We start from the raw sequence: 15,688 nt of genomic DNA on the forward strand, positions 1-15,688 counted from the left end.
GTTTGCTCCCCTAAAGGCGCCGAAGCGCCCAGTATTTAACGGTTTAGCCGATCAATCACCATGGCGACGATCCTTACCACCGCGACCTTTATCGTGCCTATCGCGATCCTGCCCGCCGCGGTGATCACCCTTGCCCCGATGGTCGTCGCGACGGTGGCGGTCATTACCGTGCCTGCCTTTGCCATGGTGGCCATCATACCGATTCTGATGGCCGCTGTGATGCCCCTTTCCATGGTGCTTGCCATGATGGCCATCGCGATAACGGTAACCGTGATGGTAAGGAACTGGCTTACCCCAGTAGCGGCCATTCCAATGGTGGCCGCAATTATGCCCGTGCCTATGGCCATGGCCGCTAATATAAGGGCTGAAATTACGGTAGTGCACATCGGTATAAGGCGTGTGAAACACCACCGACACACTACTGTGGTCGTGGTCTCTATGCCCCGCCATGACCGGCAAGGCCACACCCACCAACAAACCGACACAGAGTATTTGATTGAGTAATCTATTCATGTGACTTTCCTTCTTAGTAGATAGGCGTTACAGAAACCGCAACTTTGATGCGCTTACCAGGGTCCCTGTCCATGCGGGTGGTATAGGTATCACCGTTGTAGCGATAGGTGACGTCATAACCCATTAAGCGATCTTCGTAGTGCTTAACACTGCGTGTTTCACAGCGCTCTTCATCGCGATACTCAACCTGTTTGCTACCCCCATTTTTGCCTACATCGTGACCGATACTGCCACCTAAGACCGCGCCAATGGCGGTGCCGGAGCGGCGATCGTTTTTACCAATGGCGTGGCCTATGGCACCGCCGATCACGGCGCCGAGTAGCATGGGTGTGGCAGACTTACTGCGGCTATCGCGCTCGTAGGCTACCGTCTCTACCCAGCACTCTTGCTGCGGACGGCTATAGGCAACTTGTTCGTAGATGGGTGTAGCCGATACAACCTTGGCAAAATCTTGGCGCTCGTTGTGACCTGCAAACGCAGGTTGCATCAGCAACGCCGAAACACACCCAAGAGACACTAAAAGACGGTTGTTCATGGTACTTCTCCTTAACGGTTTAGAGGTCTTTTCCGACCTTGAAACCAGAATACAGAGGTGAAGCTGAACCGAAGCTGAACCGAAGTGAACAACCTAACTAGGCAAAGAAAAGATTTAACGCTTTTGTAAAATGACGTGTTGATAGCGCCCTAGGCTGCGAAACGGCTCTTCACGCGACAGACGTAACTCGAGATCGAGCAGGGTTTGCGCACTCATAAGGCGGCTTTCGGGGGTCAACTGGTAATCTTGAAACACGCGTATGCCGCTGTGGCAGAGCAACTGCCAATCGGCTTCCAGCCAGGCCAAAACCTGTGCCGGATCGAGCGGCCGGTTCGGCGTGAGGCTACCGCGATGAGGGCGAAATTCGCCCGTGAGAATGGGCGGCGCTTGGCCGCGCAACAAATTCTTCATAACTAAACCGTGCCGATTATAAAAGGTCAACGACAGGTAGCCGCCCGGCTTTAAGAATTGGCCTAGTGCCTTCAATAACCCCTCCTGATCGACAACCCACTCGAGCACGGCGTGGCACAACACCAGGTCGTAACACTGGGTATGCCGAGCCTGCTGGGCAAGGTCTTGGACGCTAGCGTGGATAAATTCAACCTGTGCGGCCGCCATGGCCTCGGCTTGCGCCTTCGCCAATGCCAACATTTCGGCCGATATATCACACAGCGTGAGCTTGTGCCCGGCCTGCGCGAGGCTTAGACCAAACTGGCCCTGGCCACCGCCGGCATCAAAGATATCAACGCCTGTGGCTTGGCCTAACAAGTGATCTAGATGTTGTCCGAAATCGCGCTGCAATACCGCCAAGCGCAGCGCTCCCTTGGCGCCACCGTAAACGTTGCGGGCAAAGCGCGGCGCCAAATCATCGAAATTTCTATCGGAATTTAAAATCGGAGGGCGTTTACTACCAGGTGGCTTGTGCATGGTTTTCGCTAAGACGGGAGACAATCGCCTATGTTAATGACCGAGCGATCCCTTGTCACCCGAGCTAGATGGATATTGCGAGCAAACTGTCTCTGCCACCAAGCCAACGCAAGCGCAACATTAAAAGCCACCCAGCAAGGCTGGGTTGCTACCCATTAATCTTACTGCGTTGCGTCGTCAGGTCGGCCCTTACCGCCTCGCCCTTTATGACCCTCTGGCACCGCGACCAACTGTTCATCGATCAACACACAAGTTGCGTTAAGCGTATCGCCACGCGGGCTGGTAAAGCTGACAGAGGCGCCCTCACTCTGACTCTCGCAGGCCGCAATAGCCTCTTTCGGTGGTTGGCGTTCGCCATTTCCCTTGCTCGACTTTTGCGCGAGAGCCACACCGCTCAAACACAACAGGCTGGCGCATACAGTAACAATCAATAAGCTTTTCATACAGAGATCCTCTTGGTTAGATTGCAACAGGCTAATGAAGCAATACGCACAAATTAGGTAGAAAATGTGCAAAAAATAAGGATTTGCAGCGGCACCATTAGGCGAGCTGCTAGGAAAAAGCTAAACTCCTATAAAATCCAATCAGTGCGCGCCCAGTGTCTATCAGCAGTAAACTTTTTTTAACCTTACTTTTATCCTGCCTCATTGCCACCTCTGGCATGCTGTTGACAATGCGCTGGAGTATTTCCAGCGGCATGGATAGCTTTCAGTTGGCTAAACAACAGCAACAACTGCAGCCCCTGTTACAAGCACTGGGTAACTTTTACGACAAGGTCGAAGGCTGGAACCTTTCGCAAAAAAATGAACGGGAGTTAATGCGGCTGCTGCTTAGCAACATGCCAAACAAAACTGAAATAAAGGCACCAAGGCCGCCACATCCGGGCCCCAATTTCCGAGGCGATTTTCCATCCCGCTTCCCGCTGCGCGATTTAGCGTTGCTAAACAAAGCCAAAGAAACGCTGTTTCCGCCTCGTGGCAGGCCCACAAACGATCAATCCAACTGGGTCGAGTTCCCTATTTACTCGCAACAAGATCCACAGGAATTAGTGGGCTGGATACGATTAAGAAAGCAACCAGCCATTAACGAAGCCTATGAACAAGTTTTTTTTGAATTCTTGCAAACAACCCTTTGGTTAAGCGCTCTTGCGGTATTTATATTAGCGGGGGTTTTAGCGACCTTGTTATCAAGGCATTTTCTAGCACCACTACAACAACTCGCTGAGCGAATTTCACTGCTGGCCCGAGGCGACTATTTAACCACCGTTCAGCACGGCACACGAGCAGATGAACTGGGGCAGCTAGGGCGCGACATAGATGACTTGCGAGCATCCCTAGCCAGCACCGACAATGCGCGAAAGCGCTGGCTAGCAGACACTTCGCACGAGCTTAGAACACCGCTCGCCATCGCTCGAGCACAGCTAGAGGCCATGCAAGACGGAATCAGGCCGCTAAATAAAGAAAATGTCAACGCGGTACACGAAGAAATTCTGCAATTACAGCGTTTAATCGAAGATTTAAGTGAACTGGCCAATAGCGACATTGGCAACCTACGCTATCAAAAAAACGCCATTAACTTTTCGCAACTGTGTCAACACGCCATCGATAAAAATATTGACCTGGCCGAAAGCGCTGGCTTGACATTAATATCCACCATTGCGCCCAACTGTTGGATCTGGGGTGATGCCGCGCGACTAGAGCAACTGCTTGCCAACTTATTCAGCAACAGCCTGAAATACACGGATAAAAACGGCACCGTCCAACTTCAATTGCGAGAAGATAACCAACAGGTGCGATTGAACCTTGAAGACAGTGTGCCGGGCGTTAGTAATGAGGAGTTGCCGCTACTATTCAACCACCTCTACCGGGTAGAAAATTCAAGAAACCGAAAAACCGGCGGCAGCGGCCTAGGCCTCACCATTGCCAAGCGTATCGCACAAGCACATGAGGGCGAACTCATGGCAAAAAATTCATCCTTAGGTGGGCTCAACATTGAGTTAACCCTGCCCACAATAGCCCCTCAGAGCTGATTCAACAATGACGCAATATTGTATTCTAATCGTCGAAGATGAAGAAAAACTTGCCCAGGTTCAGGCCGAATACCTGAACCACGAAGGCTTCAGAACCCATCAAATTCACGATGGCAACTTAGTCCTTGATTGGGTTAAAAACCATCAACCAGATGCCATCACACTGGATATTATGCTACCTAATGTTGATGGTCTCACGCTGCTCAGGGAAATTCGGAAATTCAGTAATATCCCAATTATTATGGTGACCGCGAAGGTGGAGGAAGTCGACAGGCTCATAGGCCTAGAGCTGCAGGCGGACGATTACCTATGTAAGCCTTTTAGCCCGCGAGAGATGGTGGCGCGGGTAAAAACCATATTGCGGCGCACCGCTGTACAAAAAAAGGCCAACATCGAACCTGTGACAAACTCACCGAGTCTAGAATTAAAAGTACGGGAACATAAAGTTAGCTGGAAAAATCAGGTACAAACCTTAACCACCGTGGAGTGCCAGCTGCTAGAGCGGCTAATGAACCACCCAGGGCATATTTTTTCCCGCAGCCAACTGATGGAAAGCATCTATAATGATCATCGCATTGTCAGCGAAAGAACTATCGATAGCCATATTAAAAAATTGCGCAAAAAACTCGCAACAATCAACCCAGGAGTGGAATTCATCCACTCCATTTACGGCGCGGGTTACAAATACGAACCGGAGTAAATACTAGTCCTTGGCCACACCGAACCTTTGTTCATTCAATTTTTGTTTAACCTCAATAGCGTCATCCAAATCTAGCCCGAGAGCTTCGCATAGGGCAAATAGATAGAGTGCAACGTCAGCTACCTCACTACCTACCTTGGCGAGTTTGTCAGCCGTTAATTCGCAGGACTGCTGATCGGTCAACCATTGAAACTCGGCGCATAACTCGGCAGACTCTTGCAACACGGCTTGGGCTAAATTTTTAGGGGTATGCAAATCGGCCCAGCCATTAACCTCAGCAATGGTTTTAAACGCGTTATGATAGGAACGATAATCTAACATGGCTACAACTCCTGTGAACACACAATCAACCTGGGTTGTTTACATCATACTGGCGAGTGATAACAGCCTTTACACGGGAATATGTACGGACTTGGATCGGCGTTTTAACGAGCATGCCAATGGCCAGGGCGCGAAATATTTTCGAGGCAGAACACCACTGCGCGTATGTTTTCAAGAAAACCATCCAGATCGCTCAACGGCCTCTAAACGAGAGTGGCAAATCAAAAGACTCAGCAGAACAGAAAAACTGCGCCTTATTGATCTTCGCGAAGAGTAATTTGATTCGAGTCTTCGGTAACTTGAACGAGCGTTTTTAAGGCCTTGGAATGAAATTCCCGATGATAAAGCACCGCCACCACCAACAGCACCGACAAAGCGAACAGTACCGGGCTCACCAGCCACGCTAAAAAAGACATGGCGAAATAATAACCGCGCAAGCCCGCATTATAACTGTGGCCAGCCTGATCGATTACCCGCGCTGTGTTAATCGCAAAACTATCTCGAACCGATTGTTCGACATTTTCTTCCACCAGCGGAAAGGCACCCACCAACACCGCACAAAAGCCGTATTTGCGCATGGCCCAGGTGAAACTAAAAAAAGCGTAGGCAAAAATGACAAACAACAACATCAACTTAACTTCCGCATCGTGGGGCGACGCAGGCGTGCTAAACGGCAGCGAATTAAGTAAGTTAGTGGCTTGGCCAGCACTGCCTAAGGCAGTCACAATACCGGCCATTACCAGTACGGTGATATTGGCGAAAAAACTGGCATTGCGCTCGAGACTAGCCAGCAGGGAGGAATCGGTCACACGATTATCTCGCCGCATGACCCGCTTCATCCACAAGATTCTAAAGGCGTGCAATTGCGACGCTAAGCAGTGGGTTCTTTTGGCCCGATAGCGCGCAAATTGTGCATAACTTACCCAAACAAAAAACAACCAAAAAGTACAGGCGATAAGCGCTCCGTAAGTCTCAAACCACGCTGGTAACATCGCAAGCCTGCCCTTTAGCACTATTTAGCCTTAACACTAGCGTGAGCCAGCTATTTCTGTCTAGTTTTCTATCATGTCGGTACGTTTTTTAACCAAGTCGTGCCTCGCACAGAAGTCAAAGCGGGGTTACAATGTCGCAAACCCCAACAGGCCTAGTAGCAAACCCATGAATGCCCACTCCACTTTCGAGTTCATCCGTCGCCAGCCCGTCAATTCCTTAAACATCGTGCTTGAAGAGTATCGGCACCGAAAAACTGGCGCACAGCACATACATATCGCCTCCGACAACAACGAAAATGTATTTTTGGTCGCACTGCGAACAGTGCCCAAAGACTCAAGGGGTGTGGCCCATATTTTAGAACACACGGCACTGTGCGGCTCGGAAAAATACCCTGTGCGCGACCCTTTCTTCATGATGATTCGGCGCAGCCTAAATACCTTCATGAACGCGTTCACCAGCTCCGATTGGACCGCCTACCCTTTCGCCAGTCAAAACAGCAAAGACTTCAACAACTTGTTGGATGTCTATCTCGACGCCGTATTTTTTGCGCGCTTAGACCCACTCGACTTTGCCCAGGAAGGTCACCGAGTTGAATTCGAAAAGGCTGACGACGTCGAATCGCCACTGGTTTATAAGGGCGTGGTGTTTAATGAAATGAAAGGGGCAATGAGCTCTGTGCCTTCGCAACTTTGGCACACTCTATGCCACAACCTCTTCCCTACCACCACCTATCACTACAACAGTGGCGGCGACCCTAAAGATATTCCCGATTTAACTTATGAGCAGTTAACCCAATTTTATAAAAGTCACTATCACCCAAGTAACGCGATTTTCATGACCTATGGCGATATGCCCGCCGCTGAACTGCAAAAGCAATTTGAAGACAAGGCACTGAACCGATTTGAAAAACTTGACAGCGTCATTGCCGTCGAAGACGAACAGCGCTTCAGCCAGCCCATTACCGCCGCCCATACCTATCCTTTGCCTGCGGAAGAGGATGTAAAAGATAAAACCCACATCGTAATGGCATGGTTGCTGGGTAAAAGCACCGATTTGGATGACACGCTGGAAGCACAATTGTTATCGAGCTTGCTGTTTGATAACAGCGCAAGCCCCCTGCAGCACTTACTTGAAACTACGAAGCTCGGTAAGTCGCCGTCGCCACTGTGCGGATTGGATGACTCGCAAAAAGAACTCGCCTTTCTCTGTGGCATTGCCGGCAGTGAAGCCGAACATGCCGAAGCATTTGAAGCCGAAGTACTCAATATTTTTACCACCATAGCACGCGACGGCCTAGCACAAGACCAAGTAGAGGCTAGCCTGCATCAGTTGGAACTACAGCAGCGCGAAATTGGAGGCGACGGCTACCCCTATGGCTTGCAGTTGATATTAACGGCGCTCACGTCGGCAACCCATCGCGGCGATCCGATGACGCTATTGAACTTAGAGCCCGCGCTGGCCGAGTTAAGAGAAAAAATTAAGCAACCCAACTATGTGCAGTCGCTGGTAAAAAAATGGTTGCTTGATAACAACCACAGAGTTCGCTTAGTGATGACACCCGATCACGGCCAAGCTGAGGCAGAAGCGGTCGCTGAACGGCAAAAGCTAGCAACCTTAAAAGCCAGCTTAAGCACAGCTGAAAAGCAAAAAATCATCGAACAGACCCACGCCCTGCTAGCAAGGCAAGACCAGGAGGATGACCCCAGCTTACTGCCGAAAGTTGGTTTAGAAGATGTACCCGCACAGATGCATTATGTGGCGCCAAGCGCGGTGGATAAAAGCCAAACACCATTGACACAATACGCTGCTGGGACCAACGGTATTGTTTATCAGCAACTCATTATGCAAATGCCGGCACTCACGCAGGCTGAATTTGACTTACTACCTATTTATACCTTTTGCACCACGGAGCTCGGCGTCGGCGAAGACGACTACCTGGCAACACAGCAGCGCCAGTCGCGAGTACTGGGCACCTTGAGCATGTTTAGCAGCTTGCGCGCCGGCACAGATAACGTCGACGGTATATCGGCAAATATCACCTTGTCCGCTAAGGCCTTAGCCTCTAATCAAGCGGCTACCACGGCACTCATGCACGACACCCTTAACCGCGTGCGCTTTGATGAAAAAGATCGGGTGCGCGAATTGGTTGCGCAAATGCGCGCTAGGCGCGAACAATCCGTGACCGGCCAAGGCCACTCCTTAGCAATGACGGCGGCGAGCAGCGGTCATTGCACCGCCGCGCATTTAACCAATCAACTCTCTGGATTGGTGCGCATCCCGTTCATTAAACAACTCGACGAATCGCTCAGCGACGACCAAGCGATTAACCAATTGCTTACCCAACTAGCGTCCATTCACGAGAAAGTAAAATCCGCACCTAGGCAATTTTTGCTGGTTGCCGATCAACAACATTTACCGCCAATGATCGATGCGCTTAATTCATGGCGACAGGAAAGTGTGCCCACACAATTCGAAAACTTTAGCTGGGGTAGTATCAACGAAACCGTGGCGCAAGCCTGGATCGCCAATAGCCAAGTCAACTTCTGCGCAAAAGCCTATAAAACCGTACCCATGGAGCACCCGGATGCACCGGCGCTCTCCGTTCTAGCCGGTTATTTACGCAACAATTACCTGCACAAGGCCATCCGCGAACAAGGCGGCGCCTACGGCGGCGGCGCTAGCCATGATAGCAACATAGCTTCTTTCCGGTTTTATTCTTATAGAGATCCACGCTTAACGGAAACCTTAAAGGATTTCGATAATTCACTAATTTGGCTCGCCAAGCAAAAAGAAGATCCGCGTTTAATTGAAGAATCTATTTTAGGGGTTATCAGCTCTATCGATAAGCCTGGCTCGCCTGCCGGCGAAGCTCGGCAAACATTTCACGCCGAACTGTTTGGCCGAACACGCGCCATACGGGAAAATTTTCGCAAGCGCATTTTGACGGTGACCTTTAGCGACATCAAGCGCGTGGCCAACACCTATCTCAAACCAGAGCTGGCTAGCACCGCGGTGATATCCCATAAGGCCAAAGAAGATGAACTTAAGCAATTGGGCTTAACGATTCACTCATTATAAGCCCAGAGAAAGGTTCACTTAAGGAGCAACCTAGCCCATGTTCGAGAAAATTATTCAGCCGCGCTTTTCTGAAACCGATGCGCTAGGCCATATCAGTAACACCACCCTTCCCGTGTGGTTCGAGGAGGCGCGGCAACCGGTGTTCAAGATATTTACGCCCACCTTAGCGATTCAAACCTGGCCGCTCATTTTGGCCAGGTTTGAAATCGACTTCACGGCGCAAATTTATTACGGGCAAGAGGTATTAATTAAAACCGGCATTTCAAGAATAGGCACAAGCTCGTTGAATGTTTATCAGGAAGCTTGGCAGAATCAGCAGAGGGTCGCTATAGGCACCACAACATTGGTGCACTTTGACTATGAAACACAAAAGCCAAGCCCAATCAGCGAAAGTCAGCGCGACGCCCTCGCCGCGCACGACTTTCAGCCCGCGTAATTTACGGCTCGTTTACGCGCCCTGGAACAAACTGGCTGTATAGTCCGTTGGTATCGTAGACGGCCACTTGGAACTCGTAGCTACCATAGAGATCACCAATGTACTTTGCGGTTTCGTAACCGTCCTCAATCAGCACGTAAGTAAACTCCGTCTCGCCCGCTAAGCGATAGCGTACTTCGTAACCGCCAAGTTCCGACGCATCTAAGGCATCGCCATTTTCACGCGCCGTTGGCTGATCCCAATTTACCGTCACGGGGCCAGACACAGTAACCGGACCCGTGGGGGTTGGCGTCGGGGTTGGCGTAGGCGTCGGGGTTGGCGTCGGGGTTGGCGTAGGCGTCGGGGTTGGCGTAGGCGTCGGGGTTGGCGTAGGCGTCGGGGTTGGCGTAGGCGTCGGGGTTGGCGTTGGTGTAGGTGTTGGCACAGGCGTCGGTGTAGGCTCGGGAGTTGGTGTTGGCACAGGTGTTGGCGCAGGCGTCGGTGTTGGCACAGGCGTTGGCGCAGGCGTCGGTGTTGGCACAGGCGTTGGTGTCGGCACGGGTGTCGGTGTGGGCCCTGGCGGCACGGGAATTGGTGTTGGCGTAGGTGTCGGCACTGGCGTCGGAGTCGGTGTTGGCCCTGGCGGTATAGGAATAGGGGTTGGCGTTGTTGTCGGCGTCGGTGTTGGCGTCGGTGTTGGAGTCGGTGTTGGAGTCGGCGTTGGTGTATTCGTCGGCGAAGGCACTGGCTGCTGAATAGCAGACTTGCCCGATTCACCCGACCCACCGCCACCACAAGCGGTATTCATTAGCGGTGACGCCAGCACCATGAGCATGGCGGTCTTCCGTAACACCAGCTGCCAGTTCAAATTACGCCTTAACTGCCAGCGGTTAACATAGCCTAACTCGATTAAAATCGAGCCCAACGCGTGGCGCTTATAATCAATGATGCCAGCAGCAACATCTGCTGCCCTGCGCTCTTTCTGCAGGCGCATAGCGGCCTTAAGCTGGCTGCTATTTATATAACCCTTTTCTAATAAAAGGTCGCCCAAACGGACATTTTGCTGGCTGTGTATCATCTTACTTCTACCTCTGCTGACATCTTCAAACAGTCTAGCCCTTTAAATTACACCGCTGGCTACCAGTTAATTATGTCAAACAGCAACAACTAGTCCGCTCAGATATAAGCAGGCAAACCCCTTCACAATTTAGCTAAATACGCTAAAAGTTCTGCAGCGCAAAGGGTTAAGGTAAACTAGCGCCCTAGCCTCTAATTCGAGCCATCATGCTTAGCTACAGACATGCCTTTCATGCCGGCAATTTTGCCGATTTACTCAAACACACCACATTGGTCGCCATTCTCGAACACTTGTGTGAAAAACCCGGTGCCGTGCATTACATCGAAACCCATGCCGGCGCGGGAAAATATCGCCTAGATAGCCAAATGGCCCAAAAAACCGGTGAGTTTAACCAAGGTATCGGCAGGCTCTGGCACGCACCCGCACTGCCTGGGTTGCTGGGTGATTACCTCCGCGCCGTTCAGGCTGTGAACCACGGCGAGCTGCTTTTCTATCCCGGTTCGCCGCTATTTGCCGCCCAAACCCTACGCCAACAAGACCGCTTACACCTGTGCGAACTCCACAACACCGATTTTCCCTTGCTGCAGCAAAGCCTGCAAAACGACCGGCGCGCTACCTGTTACCACGAAGATGGCTATAAAAAGAGCCTCGCACTGGTGCCGCCATTATCCAAACGCGGCCTCGTGATGATTGACCCCTCCTATGAGGTTAAAAGCGAGTATCAGCAGGTTGTCACGCAGCTTAAGCAGCTGCACAAGCGCTTTGCCACCGGCGTTTACGCACTTTGGTACCCGGTCATCGACGCCACCAGAGTCAACGAACTTAGCCGCGCGCTAAAAAACTCGGGCATTAAACGCATCCAACGTTTTGAATTTGGCCTAAGTAAAAACCACGAAACACCCGGCATGAACGCCAGCGGCATGATCGTAATCAACCCACCCTGGCGCCTTAAACAAGAACTCGAGGAGAACTTTACTTGGCTAATCGACAAGGTTTATCGCGATACCCAAGCCTATTGGCTAGCTGAAGAGCTAGTGGGCGAATGATCAAGTTTCACTACACTCCACCACCGGGCCTGCCTGAACTCTTGTTTCAGGACGATCATCTTATCGTGGTCGCCAAGCCTTCCGGCTTGCTGTCCAACCCCGGCATAGCGCCCGAAACCAAAGATTGCCTACTGTCGAGATGCCAAGCGGCCTATGGCGAACTGTACCTAGTGCACCGGCTCGACTGCGACACCTCCGGTATTCTGGTACTGGCAAGAACAAAGGCGGCCGAGCGCCACCTCAAAATCCAGTGGCAAAATCGGCAAGTGAAAAAGCGCTATATCGCCGTAGTCGCGGGGCATATAACGCCAGAACAAGGGCTAATCGATAAACCGCTGGCGGCCAACACCGAGCAGCCGCCCTTGCAAAAGGTGTGTTATTACACCGGCAAACCAGCACAAACCGAGTACCGGCTACAGGCGCATCAAGGACCGAACAGCAAACTTGAACTCTACCCGCTCACCGGCAGAACCCACCAACTACGGGTACATTTGTGCGATCTAGGTCACCCCATTATTGGCGACACTTTTTACGGTCATGATCAAGCCCCAACGAACACGAATAACCGACTGCTACTACACGCCAACCAATTAACCTTCAGCCACCCGGTGAACAACGAAATACACACCTTTTCTTGCCCAGAAGATTTTTAAATCAATAAAATACTGTTTATTTGTACAGCGAAATAGCGTAAGGTGTGGCACACCACCCACCATGGAGAAAACACCAACATGGCTATCGAAATTGTTTATCGTGTGATCAAGCGCAATGGCGAACAGGCAGGAGAGTATATGGACAAGAAATTGGCGGACGCCCACGACCAAAGGCTCGATTGCGTTTACACCATTGTCGACCTCATCAGCGCCGAAGAAACCGGTTTAACGGAGGCGGCCATTGAAGCCATAGCCGAGCGCTTGATTGAAAATCGCCAAGATTTAATGACAGCATTAAAAAAGGTAAAGGATTTACCGGTAGAGGAAGCTGACAGCAATATCACACCGCTGTCTGAGGCGAGTTAGCGCATTATTGCCACCCGTATCCCCACACAGTAGAATCACTGAGAGCGCCCTTAGGGGCGTTTTTTTATTTACACTACTTTTGGAATCGCCTAAAAAGGAATTGAAAATATTATTACGAACTTTCACCGCGCTTGCTATCAGTGTTTGCAGTTCAACAACTATGGCTGAAGACAAAGCCTCCAACTACTACTTGGGGATTTCAACGGGAACGGTAGTGCTAGAAAACTCCACGAAAGACCCCATCAACGCCGCAGTAAATATCGGCTACAACTTTTCAGAAAAATGGGCTTTAGAGGGACAATACACTACCTCCATTCGCGACGGAGAATATGACTCCAAGAAAGTGAATAGCGTCAATGGTGATTTTAATTATCAAATTGAATCCCTGAGTGCCTACGGTGTTTTTCGCTCCGGCGGTAAAGTATATGTTAAGGGCAAAGCCGGGCTCGCAGACGATATTAATTCGGAAGGCAAAAGACTTACTTGGGGCGCGGGTATTGGCTATCGAGCAAGCGAAAACCCTGCAACTAATATAGAACTGGAAGCAACAGCACTTGATAGCGGTGCAACTTACTATTCACTTGGCGTTAATTTCGGTTTTTAATAAGATAAAAAAAGGCCCGCAAAGCGGGCCATCAATTGTACTAGAGAGAGTAACTAAGGGACAAACAAATGGGCTGAATAACCTACAGCCCAGATTCTTTAAAAGCTGTAATTCGCTACTACAGCAACAGTCGCTGGCGCCCCGTAGAAGCCGGTCACGAACGCGCCGCCAAAATTATAGCCAGCAATGCGGTACTCTTCGTCGGTTAAGTTTTTACCCACTAAGCCCACCTGCCATTTGTCATCAGCACTGTAAAACGTCGCGCTGATATCAAGCAATGTGTAGGCTTCTTGATCGATTACGCTGGGCGTTTCGAAAATTTGGGTATCAGAACGGTAAGCAAGCGTTGGGTTAATCACAAACCGAGCACCGCTAGCGAGCGGGTAATCATAATTCAGCTGAAACATTGCTGTAGTGTCTGGCGTGTTCTGCATATCAACGTCATCTGCAACGTCTACACCTGCGGTAATGAATTCTACGAACTCAGTATCGATAATGCCCAAGGTTAAGTTGGCACGTAGGTTTTGTGTCATGGCGAAAGAGCCTTCTAGCTCAAAACCTTGAATCTTCGCTTTTCCCGCGTTCAATACTGCACTTGAGAAACCACCGGTAGTATTAAACTCTTGTACGGTTACCTGCATATCATTGTAATCCGCGTAGAAAGCTGCGGCATTTAAACGCAAACGATTATCGAACACTTCAGTTTTCACACCAAGCTCGTAAGAACTTACAGTTTCCGGATCGAAGCCATCCACCGTTGATGGCAAGGTGCTGGCGTCACCGCGCATATCGAAACCGCCACTTTTGAAGCCAGTACTGTAGGTAGCGTAAAGCATGGTGTCTTCAGTAACGGTGTAGTCTATACCCACATGTGGTGTAAATTCACTCCAGGTATCGTCATTCTCGTAATCGGTCAGCGTATTCAAGTAAGTAGCTGCCGGTTGACCGGAATTATACTTTTCCGCAAATAAAGGACTATATTTCCCAAGGAAGTTTGCCTTATAAACATCGGCGTCCTTCTTATCTTCTGTGTAGCGGCCACCTAAGCTCAAGTTCCAATCAGATGACAATTGCAAATTATAGTGGGCATAGGCCGAAACACTTTTGGTATCGACAGAACCCGCAACCTGTTGCGTTAATCCTGCGCCGGCAAATTGAAAGCCAAGCACTGCATCAAAAGCACCTTCCGCATGACCAGAATAATAATACAACCCAGCCACTAGGTTAGAGTTTTCGCCATCCCATAGGAGCTGAAACTCTTGTGTGGTTTGATCATCTTTATAATAAGCCGGCACATCGAAATCAGGACTGTTAACACTATCAAAATCAATCGCTGTTTCGGTATCGCCCTGGCGGTAAGCCGTGGTTGATTTCAACATTACGCTTTCAGACACTTGCCATTCAGCCGTCAGTGAGGCACCGCTAGATTCCACCAAATTCTCGTGCAACATGTTTGACTCAGTGTCATAGACACTATCAAGTACGGGTGCTGCGGTTAGAGAGGGATTCATGCGGTAGCCATGCTTTGGTGATGACTTATCAACCGTTTGGTCAGCAGCTACGCGAATCCAAAGTGTATCAGTGGGCTCAATTTCTAAGCCAATCCGTGCAGTCAATACATCTTTATCGTACTGGTCTTTGCCGGTTAGTACATTTTCACCGTAACCGTCGCGCTGAAAACTTGCGACCGCACCGCCAAGATAAACGCCGTCCGCAATTTCAGCAGAACCAGCAACTTTTACATCCTGTTGATTATAGCTACCTAAAGCACCACTCATGGTCAGACGATCTTCGTTACCGGCCATTTTCTTCGTCACATATTTAACGGCACCACCGATGGTATTTTTACCATAGAGAGTACCCTGTGGGCCGCGTAACACTTCCACGCGCTCTACATCGAGAATATCCATTACTGCGCCCTGCGGGCGACCGATATAGACATCATCTACATAAATTCCCACACCGGGTTCAAAACCCCACAATGGATCTTGCTGACCAATACCACGAATGAAGGCGGTCAGCGTTGAGTTAGTACCGCGGCTCTGCTGAAGCGTCGTGTTAGGAGACAACTTTTGAATATCTGTTAAGTCACTGATGCCATTTTGCATCAGCTGATCTTCACTAATAGCCGTAACAGCAACCGGCACATCTTGAATAGATTCTGCGCGCTTCTGCGCGGTCACAACGATTTCCTCTAGAGCAAATTCTTCTGCAGAAACGTTCGTATTTAGAAAACCACCGGCAACTGCGATAGTTAACGCAAGAGGGCGGACATGGAATTTATGACTGGACATGTGATTTACCTGTTTATCTATTTTTATGGACTCACGCAATGCTCTAAAACAAAGGGCTAGCCAATGTTTCGATAACAGTCTACCCAGCAATTACCCATTTGACTGCACGACCAAGGTATGACGCTGCACCATACCT

At 50.2% G+C, this 15,688-nt stretch carries 17 protein-coding genes; 9 read left to right on the top strand and 8 right to left on the bottom strand.

Going from position 1 to position 15,688, the window contains the following annotated elements; genetic code table 11:
- Positions 1–51 precede the first annotated feature (51 nt).
- From QWY82_RS14930 to QWY82_RS14945, 4 genes are all read right to left on the bottom strand, one after another.
- A complete protein-coding gene (locus QWY82_RS14930) occupies positions 52–513 on the bottom strand; it encodes a hypothetical protein (RefSeq protein WP_290263962.1) in 462 nt (153 codons plus the stop codon).
- Positions 514–526: 13 nt separating this feature from the next.
- Positions 527–1,048 (bottom strand): glycine zipper 2TM domain-containing protein, encoded by a 522-nt coding sequence (locus QWY82_RS14935; protein ID WP_290263965.1) that lies wholly within the window; start codon positions 1,046–1,048, stop codon positions 527–529.
- A gap of 114 nt (positions 1,049–1,162) precedes the next feature.
- Complete coding sequence (locus QWY82_RS14940) at positions 1,163–1,975, bottom strand: methyltransferase domain-containing protein (RefSeq protein WP_290263966.1); 813 nt, start codon at positions 1,973–1,975, stop codon at positions 1,163–1,165.
- A 161-nt stretch (positions 1,976–2,136) separates the two neighbouring features.
- Complete coding sequence (locus tag QWY82_RS14945; protein ID WP_290263968.1) at positions 2,137–2,418, bottom strand: hypothetical protein; 282 nt, start codon at positions 2,416–2,418, stop codon at positions 2,137–2,139.
- Between the two features lie 155 nt (positions 2,419–2,573).
- Between QWY82_RS14945 and QWY82_RS14950 the strand changes: the two genes are divergently transcribed.
- A complete protein-coding gene (locus tag QWY82_RS14950; RefSeq protein ID WP_290263970.1) occupies positions 2,574–4,004 on the top strand; it encodes an ATP-binding protein in 1,431 nt (476 codons plus the stop codon).
- A gap of 7 nt (positions 4,005–4,011) precedes the next feature.
- Complete coding sequence (locus QWY82_RS14955; protein WP_290263972.1) at positions 4,012–4,704, top strand: response regulator; 693 nt, start codon at positions 4,012–4,014, stop codon at positions 4,702–4,704.
- Positions 4,705–4,707: 3 nt separating this feature from the next.
- Here QWY82_RS14955 and QWY82_RS14960 read toward each other — a convergent pair whose 3' ends face one another.
- Positions 4,708–5,025 carry a nucleoside triphosphate pyrophosphohydrolase family protein gene (locus QWY82_RS14960; protein WP_290263974.1) on the bottom strand — a complete coding sequence of 106 codons (318 nt, stop codon included), beginning with the start codon at positions 5,023–5,025 and terminating at the stop codon, positions 4,708–4,710.
- Here QWY82_RS14960 and QWY82_RS14965 point away from each other — a divergent pair.
- Entirely contained in the window at positions 5,024–5,302 is a 279-nt protein-coding gene (locus tag QWY82_RS14965) for a GIY-YIG nuclease family protein (protein WP_290263976.1), read from the top strand. The genes QWY82_RS14960 and QWY82_RS14965 overlap by 2 nt on opposite strands.
- Here the strand turns inward: QWY82_RS14965 and QWY82_RS14970 are convergent.
- Positions 5,280–6,017 (bottom strand): DUF599 domain-containing protein, encoded by a 738-nt coding sequence (locus QWY82_RS14970; protein ID WP_290263978.1) that lies wholly within the window; start codon positions 6,015–6,017, stop codon positions 5,280–5,282. The genes QWY82_RS14965 and QWY82_RS14970 overlap by 23 nt on opposite strands.
- Before the next feature lie 166 nt (positions 6,018–6,183).
- Between QWY82_RS14970 and QWY82_RS14975 the strand changes: the two genes are divergently transcribed.
- On the top strand, positions 6,184–9,096 hold the full coding sequence (locus QWY82_RS14975) for an insulinase family protein (RefSeq protein WP_290263981.1): 2,913 nt from the start codon (positions 6,184–6,186) through the stop codon (positions 9,094–9,096).
- Positions 9,097–9,133: 37 nt separating this feature from the next.
- The gene (locus QWY82_RS14980) at positions 9,134–9,532 is read left to right on the top strand and encodes an acyl-CoA thioesterase (RefSeq protein ID WP_290263984.1); all 399 of its coding nucleotides are present in this window, start codon (positions 9,134–9,136) and stop codon (positions 9,530–9,532) included.
- Position 9,533: 1 nt separating this feature from the next.
- On the opposite strand, the gene QWY82_RS14985 is transcribed toward QWY82_RS14980, so the two are convergent.
- Positions 9,534–10,589, bottom strand: a complete 1,056-nt coding sequence (locus QWY82_RS14985; RefSeq protein ID WP_290263986.1) for a fibronectin type III domain-containing protein — start codon at positions 10,587–10,589, stop codon at positions 9,534–9,536.
- A 206-nt stretch (positions 10,590–10,795) separates the two neighbouring features.
- On the opposite strand from QWY82_RS14985, the gene QWY82_RS14990 reads away from it, so the two are divergent.
- The 4 genes from QWY82_RS14990 to QWY82_RS15005 all read left to right on the top strand — a co-directional run bounded on the left by QWY82_RS14990 (position 10,796) and on the right by QWY82_RS15005 (position 13,258).
- Complete coding sequence (locus QWY82_RS14990) at positions 10,796–11,635, top strand: 23S rRNA (adenine(2030)-N(6))-methyltransferase RlmJ (protein WP_290263988.1); 840 nt, start codon at positions 10,796–10,798, stop codon at positions 11,633–11,635.
- Complete coding sequence (locus QWY82_RS14995) at positions 11,632–12,288, top strand: RluA family pseudouridine synthase (protein ID WP_290263990.1); 657 nt, start codon at positions 11,632–11,634, stop codon at positions 12,286–12,288. Before QWY82_RS14990 ends, QWY82_RS14995 begins: the two co-directional genes overlap by 4 nt.
- Positions 12,289–12,366: 78 nt before the next feature.
- Entirely contained in the window at positions 12,367–12,654 is a 288-nt protein-coding gene (locus tag QWY82_RS15000; protein WP_290263992.1) for a YebG family protein, read from the top strand.
- A 100-nt stretch (positions 12,655–12,754) separates the two neighbouring features.
- Positions 12,755–13,258 carry an outer membrane beta-barrel protein gene (locus QWY82_RS15005; RefSeq protein WP_290265711.1) on the top strand — a complete coding sequence of 168 codons (504 nt, stop codon included), beginning with the start codon at positions 12,755–12,757 and terminating at the stop codon, positions 13,256–13,258.
- Between the two features lie 98 nt (positions 13,259–13,356).
- On the opposite strand, the gene QWY82_RS15010 is transcribed toward QWY82_RS15005, so the two are convergent.
- On the bottom strand, positions 13,357–15,552 hold the full coding sequence (locus tag QWY82_RS15010; protein ID WP_290263994.1) for a TonB-dependent receptor: 2,196 nt from the start codon (positions 15,550–15,552) through the stop codon (positions 13,357–13,359).
- Between the last annotated feature and the right edge of the window lie 136 nt (positions 15,553–15,688).

Origin of the sequence: Simiduia curdlanivorans (assembly GCF_030409605.1) — a bacterium.
GTDB lineage: Bacteria > Pseudomonadota > Gammaproteobacteria > Pseudomonadales > Cellvibrionaceae > Simiduia > Simiduia curdlanivorans.